Genomic DNA, 18878 nt, shown 5'->3' with positions numbered 1-18878 from the left:
TGCACATGGAAATCGCATTCATCGGGCTCGGCAACATGGGCGGCCCCATGGCCGCCAACCTGCTCAAGGCCGGCCATGCGCTGACGGTGTTCGACCTCGACGCGCACGCGGTCGATGCCGCGCTGCGCGCGGGCGCGACGGCGGCCGGCTCGCCGCGCGAAGCGGCGGCGCACGGCGCCGTCGTGATCACGATGCTGCCGGCCGCGCAGCACGTGCGCACCGTCTATCTCGGCGACGACGGCGTGCTGGCCGGCGCACGCGCCGGCGCGACGCTGATCGACTGCAGCACGATCGATCCCGGCACCGTGCGCGCGGTGGCCGACGCCGCCGCGCAACGCGGCTTCCCGCTCGCCGACGCACCGGTATCGGGCGGCACCGGCGGCGCGCAGGCCGGCACGCTGACCTTCATGGTCGGCGCGGACGGTGCGCTGTTCGAGCGCATCCGCCCCGTGCTGCTCGACATGGGCAAGAACGTCGTGCATTGCGGCGGCACGGGTACCGGACAGATCGCGAAGATCTGCAACAACCTGCTGCTCGGGATCTCGATGATGGGCGTGTCGGAAGCGATGGCGCTCGGTGCGGCGCTCGGCATCGATCCGGCCGTGCTGGCCGGCATCATCAACACGTCGACCGGCCGCTGCTGGAGTTCGGACACGTACAACCCGTATCCGGGCGTGAGCGAGACGGCGCCGGCCGCGCGCGGCTATGCGGGCGGCTTCGCGGCGAACCTGATGCTGAAGGACCTCGGGCTCGCGACCGAGGCCGCACGGAGCGCGCATCAACCGGTGTGGATGGGCGCGCTCGCGCAGCAGCTTTACCAATCGATGAGCCAGCAGGGGCTCGGCACGCTCGACTTCTCCGCGTGCGTGAAGCTGTACGAGGCGCAGCCGGCCTGACCCGCACGGCCGACGCCGCACGTGCACCGACCCGCGACGGGCCGGTCCGGCCTCGCGGGTCGGGCTGCATGCAGGGGGAGGAAATGCGGGCGCCGGCGGTGCGACCGGCACCGCCGTTCGTTCAGCCGCGCGGGTTCGAGGCCGTCTCGAAGGTCGGATGGCACTCGAACGCGAGTTCGGAGCGCGCGTCGACACGGCGGCCGCCGGTCAGCGATTCCGTCTTCATGCTCGCGCGCATCCCGCGCTGCGTGCAGTAGTTGGTGGCTTCGTTGACGGCCTTCTCGTGGGCGTCGGCCCACGTCGTCGACACGCCGACCGTGCGCGTCGTCACGGTGTACACGTTCGGGTTCGACGTCGCGGTCACGTCGGAAGCGGTCGAACACGCGGCGAGCAAGCATGCGGCAGCCGCGACGGTCAACCATCGCAGGGTTCGAAAAGAGACTGGAATGGACATGGGGGGCAAGCGCACGCCGTCCGACGTGCATTGAGCAACATAGGCGACAGTATGCCTGCCCGATCGCCGGAGATCATGCCCCTTTCAGTGAACACATTGTTTCGAATGGTTAAACGATGGCCGATTCAGGCAAGATTTACAGCCATCGCCAGCGACCGTTTTCGTCGGACAGGTCATTTCGCCCTGCCCCATGCCGGTCCGGCCGCTCACATCGGTGCGACGGTCAATGCACGCCCGCCTGGCGGATCCTCGCTGAGGTTTCCGCCAGATTGCGCCACGCCGGCTGCCCCGGCGCGTAGCGCGCCCGGATGTAGGCGGCCAGCTCGGCCATCTGGCGGTCGTCGAAGGCCTCGCCGAAGCCCGGCATGTAGCCGAGATGGTCGGTCGCCGGCTGGGCGATCCCGTGGTGCAGCACGCGCAGCAGGTTGTCCGGCGCCGCCTGGCTGACGCTCGTGTTGAGCCCCATCAGCGGACGCACGCCGAAATGCCCGACGCCGCCCGATTCCGCATGACAGACCGCGCACGCCGCGTCGAACGCGCGGCGGCCGTTCTCGAGGCCGAGCGTCGCGACGGTTTCCGCGCCGCGCACCTGGCGGGTCGCCGCGTCCGCGGCGAGCGCGGCATCGACGGGCGGCGACAGCGACGCCAGATAGTGCGCGATCGCCCGGACGTCGTGCTCGGGCAGCGCCGCGAGCCCCGCGACGACCGGCGCCATCGGCCCGGCCGCGACGCCGTGCTGCGCCGAGAAGCCCGTGCGCAGATAGTCGAACAACGCGCCTTCGCTCCACGGCACGGGCGAAGCCGGCGACGCGACGAGCGGCGGCGCGACCCATCCCTCGGCTTCGCCGCCCGACAGGTAAGCCAGGCCGCCCTTCTCCGCACCGAGCGCGTTGCGCGGCGTATGGCATGCGCCGCAGTGCCCGGCGCCGTCGACCAGATACTTGCCGCGATTCCACATCGCCGAGCGCGCCGGGTCCGGCGCAAACGGCCGCGCGTCGTGATACAGCCAGTTCCAGCCGGCAACGAGACGCCGCCGGTCGAGCGGGAACGGCAGCTTGGTCGGCGGCGGTACGTGCTTCACCGGCGGCTGCGACATCAGGTACGCATAGAGCGCGAGCAAGTCGGGCTCGCTCAGCTTCGCGAACGCCGTATAAGGGAACGCCGGGTACAGGTGCGTGCCGTCGCGCGAGATGCCTTCTCGCATCGCGCGGGCGAACGCCGGATATGACCAGGCGCCGATGCCGGTTTCCGGATCGGGCGTGAGGTTCGTCGTGTAAATGGTGCCGAACGGCGTATCGAGCGCGAGCCCGCCAGCGTTGGTCGCGCCGCCGGGCGCCGTGTGGCACACCGCGCAATCGCCGGCGAGGGCAACCTGGCGGCCACGTTCGAGGGTCGCGGCGCTCCACATCGCGCCGTCCGCGCCGCCGGGCGCAATCGGTGCAATCGGCGCGTGCCCGGGCAGGATCGCGCACGCCAGCCCGAGCAGCCCGCCGACCACACCGCCCGCCCCTGCGCCGGCCAGCCAGCGGCGCCAGCGCGACGCGCGGCGCGGGCCCGCATGCAACCCGTCGGCGGCATCGACCGGCACCGGTTGCGCAAGCGCCGCGCGAATCCGCGCGGCATCGAACGGCGGCGCACGAAAACGCACGCCCGTCGCGTCGTACAGCGCGTTCGCGATCGCAGCCGCGGCCGGCGCGGCCGCCTGTTCGATCCGCCGCGCATCGTGTACGGACAGCTCACCGTGCGCACGGGGCGCCGCTGCGTCGGATACAGCCAGCTCGAGCGCGATCGCGTCCGGCTGCGCGTCGGCCCCGGCTTCGTCATGCGCGGGACGCGCGGTCAGCCGCGTCCCCATCACGCGCGAAATCGCCGCTTCGATCTGCCACGCGGGCACGCCGACCGTCGACGCGTCGCCCGGCTCGCCGACGCCCTGTCCAGCCACGACGCGCCGCACCGCGACGTCGCCCGTCGCGCGGTCGACATCGAGATCGACGACCCAGGCGGACCAGTGCGGATCGCCGTCATGACGGGCGTCGCCGGATTCGGCCGCGGGCTCGCCGTCGAAGGCGAAGCCGCGACCGCTGAGCGTCGACGGCGGGGTCGCGCGGGCCGCGACCGGTGCGCCCCACGCGGCGCGCTCGCTGACCATCCGGATGGTCTCGCGCGGCCCCGCATCCCGCGCGGCATCGAGATGCTGCAGCCGCAGCGCGACCGGGTCGCGCCGCAACGCGCCGGCGAGTTCGTCGACGAAGGATTCGCGGGCAAAGGCGTGCGCGTGGCCGGGAATCGCTGCGCCGGCATCGGCCAGCTCGATCGACGTCCGCGCGTGCCGGTAGACGAACGGCGACGCCGGGCCCGCATCCGCTCGCGCGTCTTCAGCCCCGCGAGCATCGTGCCCATCCGCGCCGGCCGCCTGCGCGCGATAGCGCCAGGCCATCATCCGCCCGTCGGGTGCGGTCTGCGTTTCGATATCGAACGATGCACGCGCGTGCGCGTCGCCGATCGGCCATTCGTAGCGCGCGCGGTGCGCATGCGATGCCTCGGCGGCAGTTGCGTCGCGCGTGTCGGGCGCCGCCGCGCGCTCCGGCTGCGCAGGCAGGCGCGCGTCACGCTTCATCGCCGTCTCGCAGATAACGTGCGGCGCGATGCACCGCACGGATGATCTCCAGATGCGTGCCGCAGCGACACAGGTTGAAGCGCAACGCGTCGCGGATCGCCGCGTCGTCCGGCGCGCGGTTGCGTTCGAGCAGCACCTTCGCGCTCATGATCATCCCGTTCAGGCAATAACCGCATTGCGCGGCCTGCTCGTCGACGAACGCGCGCTGGATCGGATGCAGCGCGTCGCGCGAGCCGAGCCCTTCGAGCGTCATGACGTCGCGCCCGTTCGCGGCGGCGGCCGGCACGACGCACGAGCGGGTCGCCTGCCCGTCGACGAGCACCGTGCACGCCCCGCACTGCCCGAGCCCGCAGCCGTATTTCGGGCCGTTGAGCGCGCAGTCGTTGCGCAGGACCAGCAGCAGCGGCGCGTCGGGTGCGGCCTCGTCGAAGGTATGCGGCGTGCCGTTCACGCGAAACGCCAGCGGCCGCGACGGAGATGCGGGATGGGACATTGAATGGATCCGGAATGCGGCGTGCCGGCCGTGACGGCCGGCGGCGGGCACGGCCGCCGGCTGGCACCCGCCAGCGCGCCCCTGACATATAACACGCCGAAATGCGCACGTACCTGCGCGCCTCGATTCCCGCGACGGCCAGGCGCCGGCCCGGCACGGGCACCGTGGATGCGTCAGGCCGCGGCCGCCACGTCGCCGCGCGACGGCGCGACGAGCGGCACGTCGAACACGTCGTAACCGAATACCCACGACGGATCCTCGTTCGTGCGCAGCCACGTATTGTTGTGCGACACGCGCTGCACTTTCGACGCGCGCGCCGCACGGTTCGCCTCGTACAGCGCGAACGCGCCCGCGTAGTCGCCGACGCCGACTTCGTCGAGACAGCGCGCGAGCATCGCGGCATCCTCGATCGCCATCGCCGCGCCCTGCGCCATGTGCGGCTTCATCGGATGGCATGCGTCGCCGAGCAGCACGAGACGGCCACGGCTCCACAACGGCAGCGGATCGCGCTCGAGCAGCGGCCACTTCGTGATCGACGGCGAAACGTCGATCAGGTGCTGGATGTCGGCGTGAAAACCCGCGAACGCCTCGCGCATCTCGTCGCGGCTGCTGTCGACCATCGACACGCCCTCGGGCCACTCGGCCTGCGGCACGCCGGTCACGTAGTAGTACTCGTCGCGCTTCTCGGTCACGTAGTAGACCATCATGTGGCGATCCTCCGACCACCACTTCACGCACATGTCGTACGGCTTGTTGCCGAGCAGCGACGCCGGGAACACCGCGCGGTGCGCGACATAACCCGTGTAGCGCGGCGGTTCCGCGCCGAGCAGATGCTCGCGGATCCGCGAATTCACGCCGTCCGCACCGATCACGATGTCGGCCGTCTCGACGCTGCCGTCGGCGAACGTCAGGCGCACCGCATCGCCGGTGTCCTCGACCGCCGCGAGCCGCTTGCCGAAGCGGATCGTGCCGGGCGTGACCGCCTGCGTCATCAATGCATGGAAATCGCCGCGGTGCACGGTCAGGTAGCTCGCCCCGTACGTCTTGCGCGCGTAGTCGCCGAGCGGGATCTGCGACAGCACGTCGGCCGTCCGCCAGTCGCGGCTGTACCAGCAATCCGGATGCGAACCCATCGTCTCCAGCGCGTCCTCGCAGCCGATGCGCCGCATGATCTTCATCACGTTCGGGCCGAGATGGATGCCCGCGCCGAGGCGCGAAAAAGCGGGCGCCTGCTCGTACAGCGCGACGTCGTAACCGCCGCGCTGCAGCAGCGCAGCCGCGGCCGTGCCGCCGAGACCGGCGCCGATGATTGCGATACGGGGTTTGCTCATGCGGATCTCCTGATCGTGGGCCCGGCGCCGAACACGGCACGGATACGGGCGGATTGAATGGCGTTTATGTAGCGTACACACTCAATTTACTCAGGACAAGCGGATTGTTTGGCGTCTCTGCCACATACGGGAAAACACCAATAATTCCTCGAATATCCATCTATACAAACAGGTATGGCAGGCGCAACCTCATTTTGATCCATTGCCATTTTCAAATGTACACACTAGACTTTGCTCGACATCCGGCGATCCCGCACCTGCGTGCCGCCCTCCCTTACCGACACGGAGCCCCCGTCATGAGCAAGTCCTACCGCATCGGCCAGATCGTGCCGAGTTCCAACACGACGATGGAAACCGAGATCCCGGCGATGCTGCGGCTGCGCGAAACGATCCGTCCCGAGCGCTTCACGTTCCATTCGAGCCGGATGCGGATGAAGAAGGTCGTCAAGGAAGAACTCGCGGCAATGGATGCCGAATCCGACCGCTGCGCGGTGGAACTGAGCGATGCGCGCGTCGACGTGCTCGGCTACGCCTGCCTCGTCGCGATCATGGCGATGGGGCACGGCTACCACCGCGTGTCGCAGGCTCGCCTCACGAAACACACGGCCGACAACGGCGCGCGGGCGCCCGTGCTGACGAGCGCGGGTGCGCTCGTCGACGCGCTGAAGGTGATCGGCGCGAAGCGCATCGTCGTCGTCGCGCCGTACATGCTGCCGCTGACCGAACTCGTGGTCGACTACATCCGCCACGAAGGCTTCGACGTGCTCGCCTACCGCGCGCTGGAGATTCCCGACAATCTCGACGTCGGCCGCCACGATCCGGCGCGCCTGCCCGACATCGTGAAGACGCTGCCGTACCAGGATGCCGATGCGATCGTGCTGTCCGCGTGCGTGCAGATGCCGTCGCTGCCGGCCGTCGCGAAGGTCGAGGCGATGACGGGCAAGCCGGTCGTCACGGCCGCGATCGCGACCACCTACGCGATGCTGCGCGAGCTCGATCTCGAACCCGTCGTGCCGGGCGCCGGCGCGCTGCTGTCCGGCGCGTACTGAGCGCGCCCTTCGAACGGAGTCCCTTCATGTCCTCGACCTTCCTCTACGGCGCGAACATCCGCGCGAACGGCATCCGCCAGCACTACCTGCGCTATGGCGGCACGGCCGGCGCGCGCGCGTCGCGCCCGGCGATCGTGCTGATCCCCGGCATCACGAGCCCCGCGATCACGTGGGGCTTCGTCGGCGAAACGTTCGGCGCGGCATTCGACACCTACGTGCTCGACGTGCGCGGCCGCGGGCTGTCGGACGCGTCGCCGTCGCTCGACTACAGCCTCGATGCGCAGGCGGACGACATCGCGGCGCTGGTCGCCGCGCTCAGCCTGCCGCGCACGAGCCTCGTCGGCCATTCGATGGGCGCGCGGATCGCCGCGCGCGCGACGCGGCGCGGCATCCGCGGGCTCGAATCGGTCGTGCTCGTCGACCCGCCCGTCTCGGGCCCGAACCGCCGCGACTATCCGGGCAAGCTGCCGTGGTACATCGACTCGATGGCGCTGGCCCGCGCGGGCACCGACGCCGACGGGATGCGCGCGTTCTGTCCGACCTGGACCGATGCCGAACTGCAGTTGCGCGCCGAATGGCTGCATACCTGCGACGAACGCGCGGTGCGCGCTTCGTACGAGGGATTCCATACCGACGATTTCCACGCGGATGCCGCGCAGCTGGCCGTGCCGTCGCTGCTGATCACGGCCGAGCGCGGCGACGTGGTGCGCGACGACGATGTCGCCGAACTGCAGCGCGCGACGCCGTCGATGCGGCACGTGCGCGTGCCCGACGCCGGCCACATGATTCCATGGGACAACGCGGCGGGCTTCTACGCGGCGTTCGGCGACTTCCTCGGCGCGCCGCTCGCGGCCTGACCGCCCGACGCCCGCCCCTTTTCTTCACGCCATAACCGGAGCCGACGATGCCCGTCAGCGATACCCAACTGATCGACGCGTGGAAGCAGGTGCTCACGCTGTCGCGCCTCGAACCGGGCCAGACCGTCACGATCCTGACGAGCGCGGCCACCCATCCGCAGACGCTGTCGTGCGCGCTGATCGCGACGCAATCGATGGGCGCGATCGTCAACCGGCTCGACCTGCCGCCGGTGAACGGCGACAAGGCATTCAGCCGCGACCCGCTCGCCTATCTCGGCACGACGCCGCTGACCGGCAACAAGGCCGCGATCGCCGCGCTGCGCGAGAGCGACCTCGTGCTCGACCTGATGACGCTGCTGTTCTCGCCCGAACAGCACGCGATCCTGAAATCGGGCACGAAAATCCTGCTCGCGGTCGAGCCGCCCGAAGTGCTCGTGCGGATGGTGCCGACGCCGGCCGACCGCACGCGCGTGCTCGCCGCCGCGAAGACCATCGCCGCCGCCCGCGAGATGCGCGTGACGTCGGCGGCCGGCACCGCGCTCGTGTGCCCGCTCGGCGAATTCCCGCCGACGGCCGAATACGGCTTCGTCGACGCGCCGGGCCGCTGGGACCACTGGCCGAGCGGCTTCGCGCTGACCTACCCGAACGACCGCACCGCGCGCGGCACGATCGTGATCGATCGCGGCGACATCCTGCTGCCGCAGAAGCACTATGTGACCGAACCGATCGCGCTGACGGTCGAGGGCGGTTATGCGACGCGCATCGAAGGCGGCGTCGACGCCGACCTGCTGCGCGACTACATGGAAACGTTCGCCGATCCCGAAGGCTATGCGATTTCGCATATCGGCTGGGGGCTGCAGCCGCGCGCGCGCTGGTCGACGCTCGGGCTGTACGACCGCGAGGCGACGATCGGGATGGATGCGCGCGCGTTCGAAGGCAACTTCCTGTTCTCGCTCGGCCCGAACAACGAAGGCGGCGGCACGCGCACGACCACCTGCCACATCGACATCCCGCTGCGCCGCTGCACGGTCGAACTCGACGGCGAAACCGTCGTGCGCGACGGCCGCGTGACCGACCAACCCGCCTGACCGACGAGCACCCGACACCATGAACGATCTTTCCCGTCACGCCGAAGCGAACGTGTATCGCCAGCAGGGTTTCGGCACGCCGCTGCCGCCGCACGGCAACATCGGCCTGCTGATCGTCGATTTCGTGGTCGGCTTCGCCGATCCCGCGACGTTCGGCGGCGGCAACATCGCGCCCGCGATCGCACGCACGACGCATGCGCTCGCGCTGGCCCGCGCGCGCGGCTGGCCCGTCGCGCACAGCCGCATCGTGTATGCCGACGACGGCAGCGACGACAACGTGTTCTCGCTGAAGGTGCCCGGCATGGCGACGCTGACCGAGCATCATCCCAACAGCGCGATCGTGCCCGAACTCACGCCCGCGCCGGGCGAACTCGTCGTGCGCAAGACCGTGCCGTCGGCGTTCTTCGGCACGCAGCTGGCGCCGTGGCTCGCGCAGCGCGCGGTGCAGACGCTGCTCGTCGCGGGCGCCGTGACGAGCGGCTGCGTGCGCGCGAGCGTCGTCGACGCGATGTCGCACGGCTTCCGTCCGCTGGTGCTCGCCGATTGCGTCGGCGATCGCGCGATCGCGCCGCACGACGCGAACCTGTTCGACATGCAGCAGAAATATGCAGCCGTGCTGCCGCTCGACGACGCGATCGCGGCGATCGATGCCGCACCGGCCCGCACGCGCTGAGTCGCGACCGGTCGCGGGCGGCACCGGCATCGCCCGCGATTGACGCTGCGCTTTTGGCGGCCTAGATTCGCTTCACGCACGCCGCCGCCCGAACGCTCCCCGACGCCACCGCCCGCGGGCCGCGCCGCCCCCGACAGGACACCTCCCCCGTGAACCGCTCCGAACTACTCGCGCGCAACGGCTGCCTGACCGTGATCCGGCCACCCGCGCCGCCCGTCAAGCCGGCCCCCGGCCAGCCGGGCAGCCTGTCGTCCTACGTGCCGGCATGGCCCGAAGTCTTCGTCGCGATTCTCGACGACGGCCGCATCCTCGCGTTCAACGGCCACGTCGATCTCGGCACCGGCATCCGCACGTCGCTCGCGCAGATCGTCGCCGAGGAACTCGACGTGCCGGCCGCGCGCGTGACGATGGTGCTCGGCGACACGGCCGCGACACCGAACCAGGGCCCGACCATCGCGAGCGCGACGATCCAGATTTCCGCGACGCCGCTGCGCTGCGCGGCCGCGCAGGCGCGCCATGCGCTGCTGGCCCTTGCCGCCGGGCGATTCGGTGTCGATGCGGCGCGCCTGAGCGTCGACGATGGAACGATTTCGGCCGACGGGCAGGCGATCACGTTCGCCGCGCTCGTCGCCACGCGCCGGATCGCGCTGACGCTCGACCTGACTACGCGCACGAAGGACCCCGCGCATTACCGGATCGTCGGCCGGTCATCGCCGCGTGTCGACCTGCCCGCGAAGGCGACCGGCGAGCTCACGTTCGTGCACGACATGCGCGTGCCGGGCATGCTGCACGGCCGCGTCGTGCGGCCGCCGTACGCGGGCCACGACAGCGGCGCATTCGTCGGCACGTCGCTCGTCGACATCGATCGTGCATCGGTGGCCGACGTGCCGGGGCTCGTGGCCGTCGTCGCGCTCGGCGATTTCGTCGGCGTCGTCGCCGAGCGCGAGGAACACGCGATCCGCGCGGCGCGCCAGCTGCGCGTGACGTGGCGGCCGCATCCCGCGCTGCCGCCGCTCGACGATCCGGCCGCCGCCATCGCCGCGGCGCCGGCCGCGCGCCGCGTGCTGCTCGACGAAGGCGACGTCGATGCCGCGCGAACGCAACCGGACACGATCACGCTGTCGCGCACCTATGCGTGGCCGTTCCAGATGCACGGCTCGATCGGCCCGTCCTGCGCGCTCGCCGACTATCGCGAACCGGGCGACGGGCGGATCACCGTCTGGTCCGGCACGCAGAACCCCGTGTCGCTGCGCCACGACCTCGCGACGCTCGTCGCGCGCGACGAAGCCGATTTCGACGTCGTGCGGATGGAGGCGGCCGGCTGCTACGGCCGCAACGGCGCGGACGACGTGTGCGGCGATGCGCTGCTGCTGTCGCGCGCGGTCGGCCGCCCGGTGCGCGTGCAGTTGTCCCGCGCGGACGAGCACCTGTGGGAACCGAAAGGCACGGCCCAGCTGATGCAGGTCACCGGCACCGTCACACGCGACGGCCGCCTGCTCGGCTACGACTTCACGACACGTTATCCGTCGAACGACGCGCCGCTGCTCGCGGCGCTGCTGACCGGCGCGATCGCGCCCGAGCCGCGCGTGTTCGAAATGGGCGACCGCACGGCCGTGTCGCCGTATGCGAGCCCCCATCGCCGCTTCGTCTGCGAGGATCTCGCGCCGCTCGTGCGCGCGTCATGGCTGCGCGGCGTGTCGGCGCTGCCGAACTCGTTCGCGCACGACGCATTCGCCGACGAATGCGCGGCGCTGACCGGCATCGATCCGCTCGCGTTCCGGCTGCGCCATCTGCAGGACGCGCGCGCCGCCGAGCTGCTGCAGGCCGTGGCCGACCGCGCGGGCTGGACGCCGCGCGCGCGGCGCCCGCCTCACGAACACGACGGGTCGCGGCACGTGCGCGGCCGCGGCATCGCCTACGCACGCTACGTACACAGCCGCTTCCCGGGATTCGGCGCGGCGTGGTCGGCGTGGATCGTCGACCTGAGCGTCGATCGCGTATCGGGCGACATCCGCATCGAACGCGTGACGGTCGGCCAGGACACGGGCACGATGATCAATCCGGATGGCGTGCGCCACCAGATCCACGGCAATGTGATCCAGGTCTTGAGCCGTACGCTGAAGGAGCGCGTGCGGTTCGCGGACGGCAAGGTCGCGTCGCGCGAATGGGCCGGCTATCCGATCCTGACGTTCGCGGAAGTACCGGACGTCGATGTCGTCCTGATGCCGAGGCAGGGCGAGCCGCCGCTCGGCGCCGGCGAATCGGCGTCGGTGCCGGGCCCCGCCGCGGTTGCCAACGCGTTGTTCGATGCGACCGGCGTGCGGTTCCACGCGCCGCCGTTTACGCCCGAGACGGTGCGCGCCGCGTTGCGCGAAGCCGGCCGGCTGATGCGCGCCGACGAAGCCGGCGCATCCGTCGCGGCGGGCGCGACGTAAGCCGGGCCCGCGCTGCCGGCATGTCACGCGTCGCCGTCTTCGTCCATCATCTTGCGCAGCAGGAACTGCAGCGCGACACGTTCGCCCGGATTGAGCGCGCCGTACGTGCGCTCCGTCACCTGCCGCGCGAACGGCACCGTGCGGTCGATCAGCGCGAGGCCGGGCGCGGTCGCGCGCACGAGCAGCTTGCGGCCGTCGTTCGGGTCGGGCAGCACCTCGATCAGCGCGCGCGCCTTCAGACGCTCGACGACGCCACGGATCGTCGCCTGGTCGATCGCGGTCGCCTTGACGATGTCGTTCAGCGAGCACGCCTGCCGCTCCTTGACCGCGCACAGCGTCACGAACTGCGCGGCCGTGAGGTCCGAATCGGGGATCGCTTCCTGAAAGATCGACACGTGCCGCTGATACGCGCGGCGCAGCAGGTGCCCGACCTGGTCGTGAAAGTCGTAGGAATCCTTGGAAGAAGCCATGAACGTGCAGGCCCGTGCCGCGTGTCAATGAAAGACAAACAGTGTACACCCTCAAATCGGTGCAATCGGCGGGCGGAGCGTTGCGTCATTGCGGTGCATCAGGATTCGCGGCACCGGGCACGCCCCGCTCCCGACGCTCCTCCGGCAGCAGCGGATCGCCCGATCACGGCACCCGCTCGACGGCCGCCGCGCGCATCCGCAGCGGCTGCCGCATGCACACTCGCGCGTGATGGCCGGCTTTCGCGCACACACTGCTTTTTTGAGCGCATACGCACGAATTTCGTGCATGCCGCCGTACCCGTATCGATCTTTTAAGCGCACACTCAACATCGCCAAAAACCGCGTCATAAACACGGTTTTTCACTCGCAAACGCTTTCCTCCCGGCGGCCGGATTCATGCCTGTTCGATTCGGTATTTTCTAGTGTGTACGCTATTTAATTGCCGTGATATACAGACTCCGGGGCGCAGCGAAAACACCGCGCGCGTCGATCGAGCCACCCATTCATCCGTCACACTCGAACAGGGGCAGTCCCATGTCTACCGCACACCCGAGCGCCGCCGTTTCCGCCGACGACGCGCTGCACGGCCCGCTTTATCGCAAGGTCACGCTGCGCCTCATCACCCTCTTCTGCCTGTGCTACTTCGCGGCCTATCTCGACCGCATCAACATCGGCCTCGCGAAACTCCAGATGCTCGACGCGCTGAAGTTCAGCGACACCGTGTACGGCCTCGGCGCCGGCCTGTTCTTCGGCGGCTACATCCTGTTCGAAGTCCCGAGCAACCTGGTGCTGCAACGCGTCGGCGCGAAGCTGTGGATCGCGCGGATCATGATCACGTGGGGCCTGCTGTCGGGTGCAACGATGTTCGTGCATACGCCGATGCAGTTCTACCTCGTGCGCTTCCTGCTCGGCGCCGCCGAGGCCGGCTTCCTGCCGGGCGTGCTGCTGTACCTGACGCAGTGGTATCCCGATGCGCGCCGCGCGCGGATCGTCGCGCTGTTCATGGTCGGCCTGCCGCTGTCGAGCATGATCGGCAGCCCGATCTCCGGCTGGATCATGCGCGCGTTCGACGGCGTGCACGGGCTCGGCGGCTGGCAGTGGCTGTTCCTGCTCGAGGCGCTGCCGTCGGTCCTGCTCGGCTTCGCGGTGCTGCGCTGGCTGCCCAACAACATCGAATCCGCGCAATGGCTGAACGCCGACGAGAAACGCGCGCTGCGCGCGAATCTCGACGCCGATCCCGCCGGCAACAAGAGCCATGCGCTCGGCAAGGCATTCTCCGATCCGAAGGTGTGGGCGCTCGGCCTGATCGACCTGTGCGTCCTGCTCGGCCTGTACGCGGTGAGTTTCTGGCTGCCGACGATCCTGCGCGACACCGGCGTGAAAGACGCGTATCACATCGGCTGGCTGATGGTGATCCCGAATGCCGCCGCCGTGCTCGCCACGCTGTACTGCGGCGCAAGCTCCGATCGTGTGCGCGAACGCCGCTGGCATATCGTCGTGCCGTTCATGGTGTCGGCCGTCGCGCTGGCGGTCGCGGCCTCGTCGCCGCACGGCACGCTCGGAACGGTGCTGCTGTTCTCGCTGATCAACGCGGGCGCGGCGGCCGCGATGCCGGTCGTCTGGGCACTGCCGTCGACGTTCCTGAAGGGCTCTGCCGCTGCCGGCGGGATCGCATTCGCGTGCTCGATCGCGAACCTCGGCGGGTTCGGCAGCACATACTTCATCGGCTGGCTGCGCGACACGTTCCATTCCCAGAGCGCGGGGCTGTATGGCTTCGCCGCGTGCATGGTGGTCGGCTGCGCACTCGCGCTCGCGTATCCGGCCAGGCTCGTGAACCGCTGACGCATCGCGTCGCCCGCGCGACGCTGTCTTTTTTACAACCGCGCCGGCCGCGCGACCCGCCCCGCCCCCCCGCCCCCTCCCGCGCACGCCGCCGCACCGGCGTGCGCCCCCGCCGTCATCCAGCGGGATTCCCCGCACAGGCACATCGCTTGCGCCATCCCCGCGTCCGCCTTCCCGGCGGTCGACATCCTTCCCTCAACCGGCGCTGCGCACCGCGCGACGCTTCGCGCGGCGGTCCCGCATCGTCAGCAGGTTCCCTGAACGAGAGGACAACATGAAATCAATACGAACGGTAGCGGCCCTGTGCTCAATCGTTTCCGTGCTTGCGGCGTGTGGCGGCGACGACGCCGGCACCGAACTCGGTATCTCGAAGCCGCAGGCGCGCTTCATCAACGCGGTGCCGGCCGGCCCGAATCTCGACTACTACCTGAATGCGAAGATCGACCAGGCGGGCGTCGCCTACAAGGGCGTGACGCGCTATCACGACATCGACTCCGGTACGCAAAACGCGAGCTACGACGTCTCGGGCACGACGACGACCATCGCCGCGCAATCGTTCGGCGCGTCGAACGGCCACCACTACACGACGATCGCGCTGCCGAGCACGACGTCGCTGATCTCCGTGATCGACGATCCGTACGACAAGGGCCTGCTGTCCGACAAGGCGCGCGTGCGCAGCTTCAACGCGTCGCCGAACGCGCAGAACGTCGACGTGTACGTCGTCCCGCCGGGCACCGACATCACGACGCAAAGCCCGACGATGGCGGGCGCGGCCTACCAGAACGCGGTGCCGGCCACGACGCAGGATTCGACCTACCTGAACGGCGGCAGCTACCAGGTGATCGTCACGACGGCCGGCAGCAAGTCGCCGATCCTCAAGACCGCACCGGTGACCATCAACAACAATGCCGACTGGCTGCTGCTGACGATTCCGTCGGGCGGAGTCGGCGACGTGACGCCGAACGACATTCACGTGCTCGTCGCGCAGGGCAACGACGCCGATACGTCCGCGCAGGAGCTCGGTCCGCAGTAAGGACCGCCGACGGTCGCGGCGGCCGCCGCGACCGCGCCCCGCGCATCAGTCGACGCGCTCGAGACGGATCACGTGCTCGGCGCGCGTACCGTCGCCGTGTTCGACATCGACATCGCCGACATGGCGCACGCGCCAGCCCGGCCGCGTCGCGATCTGCGGCAGGTTGCCGGACGGCCGGCTCTCGATCCCGGCGAGCCCTTCGTCCGGCGTCTCGACTGCGTCGTCCAGCGACGCGTTCGAGTAAATTACGTTGTCCTGAAGTTCCGACGCACCGGTGCGCGCCTCCATGCCCTTGCCGTCGACATCGACCGTGTTGTCGGTCATCGCCATGTTCGCGTTGTCGAGCGTGACGATCCGGCCGGCGGCCCGGCGCACGGGATCGCCGCTGTCGACCGCATGCGCGTCGACGTCGATCGGCGGCAGGCCGGTCGGCATTTTCCCGGCGATCGCCTCCGGCGTCATCGGATGCCGCGCCACCTGCGCGGCCTGGGTCGCGGCATCCGGCATGTCGCCCGCCGCCGGCGTCTTCACCGGGCTCTTCTCGATCTGTTCCCGTTGCTTTTCCGGGGTCGGGTTTGATTCCGCGTTCTGCATCGCACCTCCTTGCCCGGCCCGCCAGCGCCGGCGTCATGCCGTCGCCGCCGGTCCGGAAAGCGCTACAACCGTCCTTGCAAATCTTTCATGCGGCCGGCCACGCGCACGCACGCCGCCGGGCGCCGCACGCAAAAAAGCGGACGGCACACCCGCACGCAGCCGGCGCGCCGCCCGTCCGGTCAAGCGCTCGTCAGCCGCCGCTGGCGCCGCCCGGCGCGGAGGCCGCGCCCGGCAGGCTCGCGCCGCTGTCGCCGCTGCTGCCGGCCGCTCCGCTGCTCGGCGTGCCCGACGGCGCGGTGGACGGCGCGGCCGACATGCCGCCCGTCGCGCCGGCGTCCGAACTGGCCCCGCCGCCGTTGTCGCCCTTCTTCTGGCAGCCCGCGCCCGCCGCCAGGCCCGCAATCAGGATGCCGGCGAAGACGGCTCGCGATACGTGACGAAATGAATATCGCTGCATGACACCTCCGCTGATGTCGATGTGGATGGAACCCGCTGACCCGCAATTTGCGTGCCGCCGCCCGGCCGCCGCAGCCGCGCGCTCCATTCATTTTTCAAATGACACCCAGCCGAATATTTAATTTCCCATCGTCGCGACCGCCTTCCATACTCGCGAACAAATCCGAGACATAACGTCCACGGCGGCCCGAGCCGGCACGGCGTACCCACGCCGCCGGTTTCGCGCCCCGCACATGGAAGGAGACAACGGCGTGCAACTGGAAGCCACCCACCGCCCGGGCATCGTGCTCGGCGCGGACGACGCATCGCATCGAACCGATCCGGCCGCGCGCGACCCCGCGCTGAGCCCGCGGCTGCACAATCCCGACCTCGCGCCGACCCGGGCCGAAGGCCGGACGTGGGGCCGCTACAGCATCTTTGCGCTGTGGACCAACGACGTGCACAACATCGCGAACTACTCGTTCGCGATCGGGCTGTTCGCGCTCGGCCTGTCGGGCTGGCAGATGCTCGCGTCGCTCGCGATCGGCGCGGTGCTCGTGTACTGCTTCATGAACCTCACCGGCTACATGGGCCAGAAGACCGGCGTGCCGTTCCCGGTGATCAGCCGGATGAGCTTCGGCATCTACGGCGCGTTGCTGCCCGCGATGATCCGCGCGGTGATCGCGATCGCGTGGTTCGGCATCCAGACCTATCTCGCGTCCGTCGTGCTGCGCGTGCTGCTTACCGCGATCTGGCCCGGCCTCGCCGCGTTCGACCAGAATGCGATCTTCGGGCTGTCGACGCTCGGCTGGATCACGTTCGTCGCGATCTGGCTCGTGCAGATCGGCATCCTCACGTACGGGATGGAAATGGTCCGCAAGTACGAGGGGCTCGCGGGCCCGGTGATCCTCGTCACGACGCTGTCGCTCGCCGCGTGGATGTTCAGCCGCACGGGCGGCCATCTCGCGATGTCGATCGGCAAGCCGATGACGGGCGTGAAGATGTGGACGGAAATCTTCGCGGGCGGCTCGCTGTGGCTCGCGATCTACGGCACGCTGGTGCTCAACTTCTGCGATTTCGCCCGTTCGTCGCCGAGCGCGAAGACAGTGCGCGTCGGCAACTTCTGGGGCCTGCCGGTCAACATCCTCGTGTTCGCGACGATCAGCTTCGTGCTGGCCGGCGCGCAGTTCAAGCTGAACGGCCACATCATCCACAGCCCGACAGAGATCATCGCGACGGTGCCGAACAAGCTGTTCCTGGTGCTCGGCTGCCTCGCCTTCCTGATCGTGACGGTCGCGGTGAACATCATGGCGAACTTCGTCGCACCGGCCTTCGTGCTCACGAGCCTCGCGCCGCACCGCCTATCGTTCCGCCGCGCGGGCCTGATCAGCGCGACGATCGCGGTGCTGATCCTGCCATGGAACCTGTACAACAGCCCGATCGTGATCGTCTACTTCCTGTCGGGCCTCGGCGCGCTGCTCGGCCCGCTGTACGGGATCATCACGGTCGACTACTGGCTCGTGCGCAAGCAGCGCGTGAACGTGCCCGACCTCTACACCGAAGCGCCGACCGGCGCCTACTTCTACACGCGCGGCGTGAACCGCAAGGCGCTCGCGGCGCTCGTGCCGTCCGCGCTGATCTCGATCACGCTCGCGGTCGTGCCGGCCTTCAGTGCGATGACACCGTTCTCCTGGCTGCTCGGCGCGGCGATCGCGGGCAGCGTGTACTGGCTGCTGGCCGATCGCAAACGGCAATACGAGGAGCGCTCGGGCGAACCCATCGCGGTCGACTGCGCGCAACACTGACACACACGCACACGGAGCCACCGATGAGAATCCTGGTAGTCAACGTCAACACGACCGAGTCGATCACCGACGCGATCGCCGCGCAGGCGCGGGCCGTCGCATCGCCCGGCACGGAGATCGTCGGGCTCACGCCGCGCTTCGGCGCGGAATCGATCGAAGGCAACTTCGAGAGCTACCTCGCGGCGATCGCCGTGATGGACCGCGTGTCGAGCTACGACGAACCGTACGACGCGGTGATCCAGGCCGGCTACGGCGAACACGGCCGCGAAGGCCTGCAGGAGCTGCTGACGGTGCCCGTCGTCGACATCACCGAAGCGGCCGCGAGCGTCGCGATGCTGCTTGGCCATCGCTACTCGGTCGTCACGACGCTCGACCGCACGGTGCCGCTGATCGAGGATCGCCTGAAGCTGGCCGGGCTCGACGCACGCTGCGCGTCGGTGCGTGCCAGCGGCCTCGCGGTGCTCGAACTCGAGGAGAACCCGGCCCGCGCGATCGAGTCGATCGTCGGCCAGGCGCAGCGCGCGGTGCAGGACGACCGCGCGGAAGTGATCTGTCTCGGTTGCGGCGGGATGGCCGGCCTCGACCGGCAGATCGAGGAATGCACGGGCGTGCCGGTCGTCGACGGCGTATCGGCCGCGGTCGCGCTCGCCGAGTCGCTGGTGCGCCTGAAGCTGAAGACGTCGAAGGTCCGCACGTACGCGCCGCCGCGCCCGAAGCGGATCGTCGGCTGGCCGGGAGCCTTCGCAAAATGACGCCGGGCCGCCGGCCGGCAGTCGCGTCGCGCGCGGTCACGGTATCGCCGGGAG

Annotated in this window: 17 protein-coding genes; 10 read left to right on the top strand and 7 right to left on the bottom strand. The window is 69.7% G+C overall.

Translation table 11 applies throughout. From position 1 onward, the window contains the following. Window positions 1-5 precede the first annotated feature (5 nt). Window positions 6-896 carry a 3-hydroxyisobutyrate dehydrogenase gene (gene mmsB / locus WJ12_RS25665; RefSeq protein WP_059558268.1) on the top strand — a complete coding sequence of 297 codons (891 nt, stop codon included), beginning with the start codon at window positions 6-8 and terminating at the stop codon, window positions 894-896. 121 nt (window positions 897-1017) lie between these two features. Here mmsB and WJ12_RS25660 read toward each other — a convergent pair whose 3' ends face one another. From WJ12_RS25660 to WJ12_RS25645, 4 genes are all read right to left on the bottom strand, one after another. After that, window positions 1018-1350, bottom strand: coding sequence for a hypothetical protein (locus WJ12_RS25660; RefSeq protein ID WP_034185891.1), 333 nt, complete (start codon window positions 1348-1350; stop codon window positions 1018-1020). 223 nt (window positions 1351-1573) lie between these two features. Further along, window positions 1574-3967, bottom strand: coding sequence for a c-type cytochrome (locus tag WJ12_RS25655; RefSeq protein WP_059558269.1), 2394 nt, complete (start codon window positions 3965-3967; stop codon window positions 1574-1576). Further along, window positions 3957-4460 (bottom strand): (2Fe-2S)-binding protein, encoded by a 504-nt coding sequence (locus WJ12_RS25650; protein WP_059558270.1) that lies wholly within the window; start codon window positions 4458-4460, stop codon window positions 3957-3959. Before WJ12_RS25650 ends, WJ12_RS25655 begins: the two co-directional genes overlap by 11 nt. Before the next feature lie 173 nt (window positions 4461-4633). Beyond that, entirely contained in the window at window positions 4634-5791 is a 1158-nt protein-coding gene (locus tag WJ12_RS25645; protein WP_059558271.1) for an FAD-dependent monooxygenase, read from the bottom strand. 296 nt (window positions 5792-6087) lie between these two features. Here WJ12_RS25645 and WJ12_RS25640 point away from each other — a divergent pair, with 296 nt between their 5' ends. From WJ12_RS25640 to WJ12_RS25620, 5 genes are all read left to right on the top strand, one after another. After that, entirely contained in the window at window positions 6088-6840 is a 753-nt protein-coding gene (locus WJ12_RS25640; protein ID WP_059558273.1) for a maleate cis-trans isomerase family protein, read from the top strand. Window positions 6841-6866: 26 nt separating this feature from the next. After that, a complete protein-coding gene (locus tag WJ12_RS25635) occupies window positions 6867-7697 on the top strand; it encodes an alpha/beta fold hydrolase (RefSeq protein ID WP_059558274.1) in 831 nt (276 codons plus the stop codon). Between the two features lie 47 nt (window positions 7698-7744). Continuing rightward, window positions 7745-8785: a 2,5-dihydroxypyridine 5,6-dioxygenase NicX family protein gene (locus WJ12_RS25630; RefSeq protein WP_034185885.1), complete on the top strand. Its 1041-nt coding sequence runs from the start codon at window positions 7745-7747 to the stop codon at window positions 8783-8785. A gap of 19 nt (window positions 8786-8804) precedes the next feature. Next, window positions 8805-9458 (top strand): isochorismatase family protein, encoded by a 654-nt coding sequence (locus tag WJ12_RS25625; protein ID WP_034185884.1) that lies wholly within the window; start codon window positions 8805-8807, stop codon window positions 9456-9458. A 149-nt stretch (window positions 9459-9607) separates the two neighbouring features. Then, on the top strand, window positions 9608-11893 hold the full coding sequence (locus WJ12_RS25620; RefSeq protein ID WP_034185883.1) for a xanthine dehydrogenase family protein molybdopterin-binding subunit: 2286 nt from the start codon (window positions 9608-9610) through the stop codon (window positions 11891-11893). A 23-nt stretch (window positions 11894-11916) separates the two neighbouring features. Here the strand turns inward: WJ12_RS25620 and WJ12_RS25615 are convergent, their stop codons facing one another. Beyond that, window positions 11917-12363, bottom strand: a complete 447-nt coding sequence (locus WJ12_RS25615; protein WP_059558275.1) for a MarR family winged helix-turn-helix transcriptional regulator — start codon at window positions 12361-12363, stop codon at window positions 11917-11919. Window positions 12364-12897: 534 nt separating this feature from the next. Here WJ12_RS25615 and WJ12_RS25610 point away from each other — a divergent pair. Together WJ12_RS25610 and WJ12_RS25605 are read left to right on the top strand one after the other, a co-directional pair. Continuing rightward, window positions 12898-14205 (top strand): MFS transporter, encoded by a 1308-nt coding sequence (locus WJ12_RS25610; protein ID WP_059558277.1) that lies wholly within the window; start codon window positions 12898-12900, stop codon window positions 14203-14205. 274 nt (window positions 14206-14479) lie between these two features. Beyond that, on the top strand, window positions 14480-15238 hold the full coding sequence (locus WJ12_RS25605; protein ID WP_034185880.1) for a DUF4397 domain-containing protein: 759 nt from the start codon (window positions 14480-14482) through the stop codon (window positions 15236-15238). Between the two features lie 45 nt (window positions 15239-15283). Here the strand turns inward: WJ12_RS25605 and WJ12_RS25600 are convergent, their stop codons facing one another. Together WJ12_RS25600 and WJ12_RS36650 are read right to left on the bottom strand one after the other, a co-directional pair. Then, window positions 15284-15832, bottom strand: a complete 549-nt coding sequence (locus tag WJ12_RS25600; RefSeq protein WP_034185879.1) for a DUF3005 domain-containing protein — start codon at window positions 15830-15832, stop codon at window positions 15284-15286. A 190-nt stretch (window positions 15833-16022) separates the two neighbouring features. Then, window positions 16023-16289 carry a hypothetical protein gene (locus WJ12_RS36650; protein WP_034185878.1) on the bottom strand — a complete coding sequence of 89 codons (267 nt, stop codon included), beginning with the start codon at window positions 16287-16289 and terminating at the stop codon, window positions 16023-16025. A gap of 232 nt (window positions 16290-16521) precedes the next feature. On the opposite strand from WJ12_RS36650, the gene WJ12_RS25590 reads away from it, so the two are divergent. After that, window positions 16522-18072 (top strand): NCS1 family nucleobase:cation symporter-1, encoded by a 1551-nt coding sequence (locus WJ12_RS25590; protein ID WP_082744712.1) that lies wholly within the window; start codon window positions 16522-16524, stop codon window positions 18070-18072. Window positions 18073-18095: 23 nt separating this feature from the next. Next, the gene (locus WJ12_RS25585; protein WP_059558278.1) at window positions 18096-18824 is read left to right on the top strand and encodes an aspartate/glutamate racemase family protein; all 729 of its coding nucleotides are present in this window, start codon (window positions 18096-18098) and stop codon (window positions 18822-18824) included. The last annotated feature ends 54 nt before the right edge of the window (window positions 18825-18878 follow it).

The organism is Burkholderia seminalis, assembly GCF_001718535.1.
GTDB lineage: Bacteria > Pseudomonadota > Gammaproteobacteria > Burkholderiales > Burkholderiaceae > Burkholderia > Burkholderia seminalis.
Note: the sequence above shows the minus strand (reverse complement) of the source record. Positions and strands in the feature narration are given on the sequence as shown.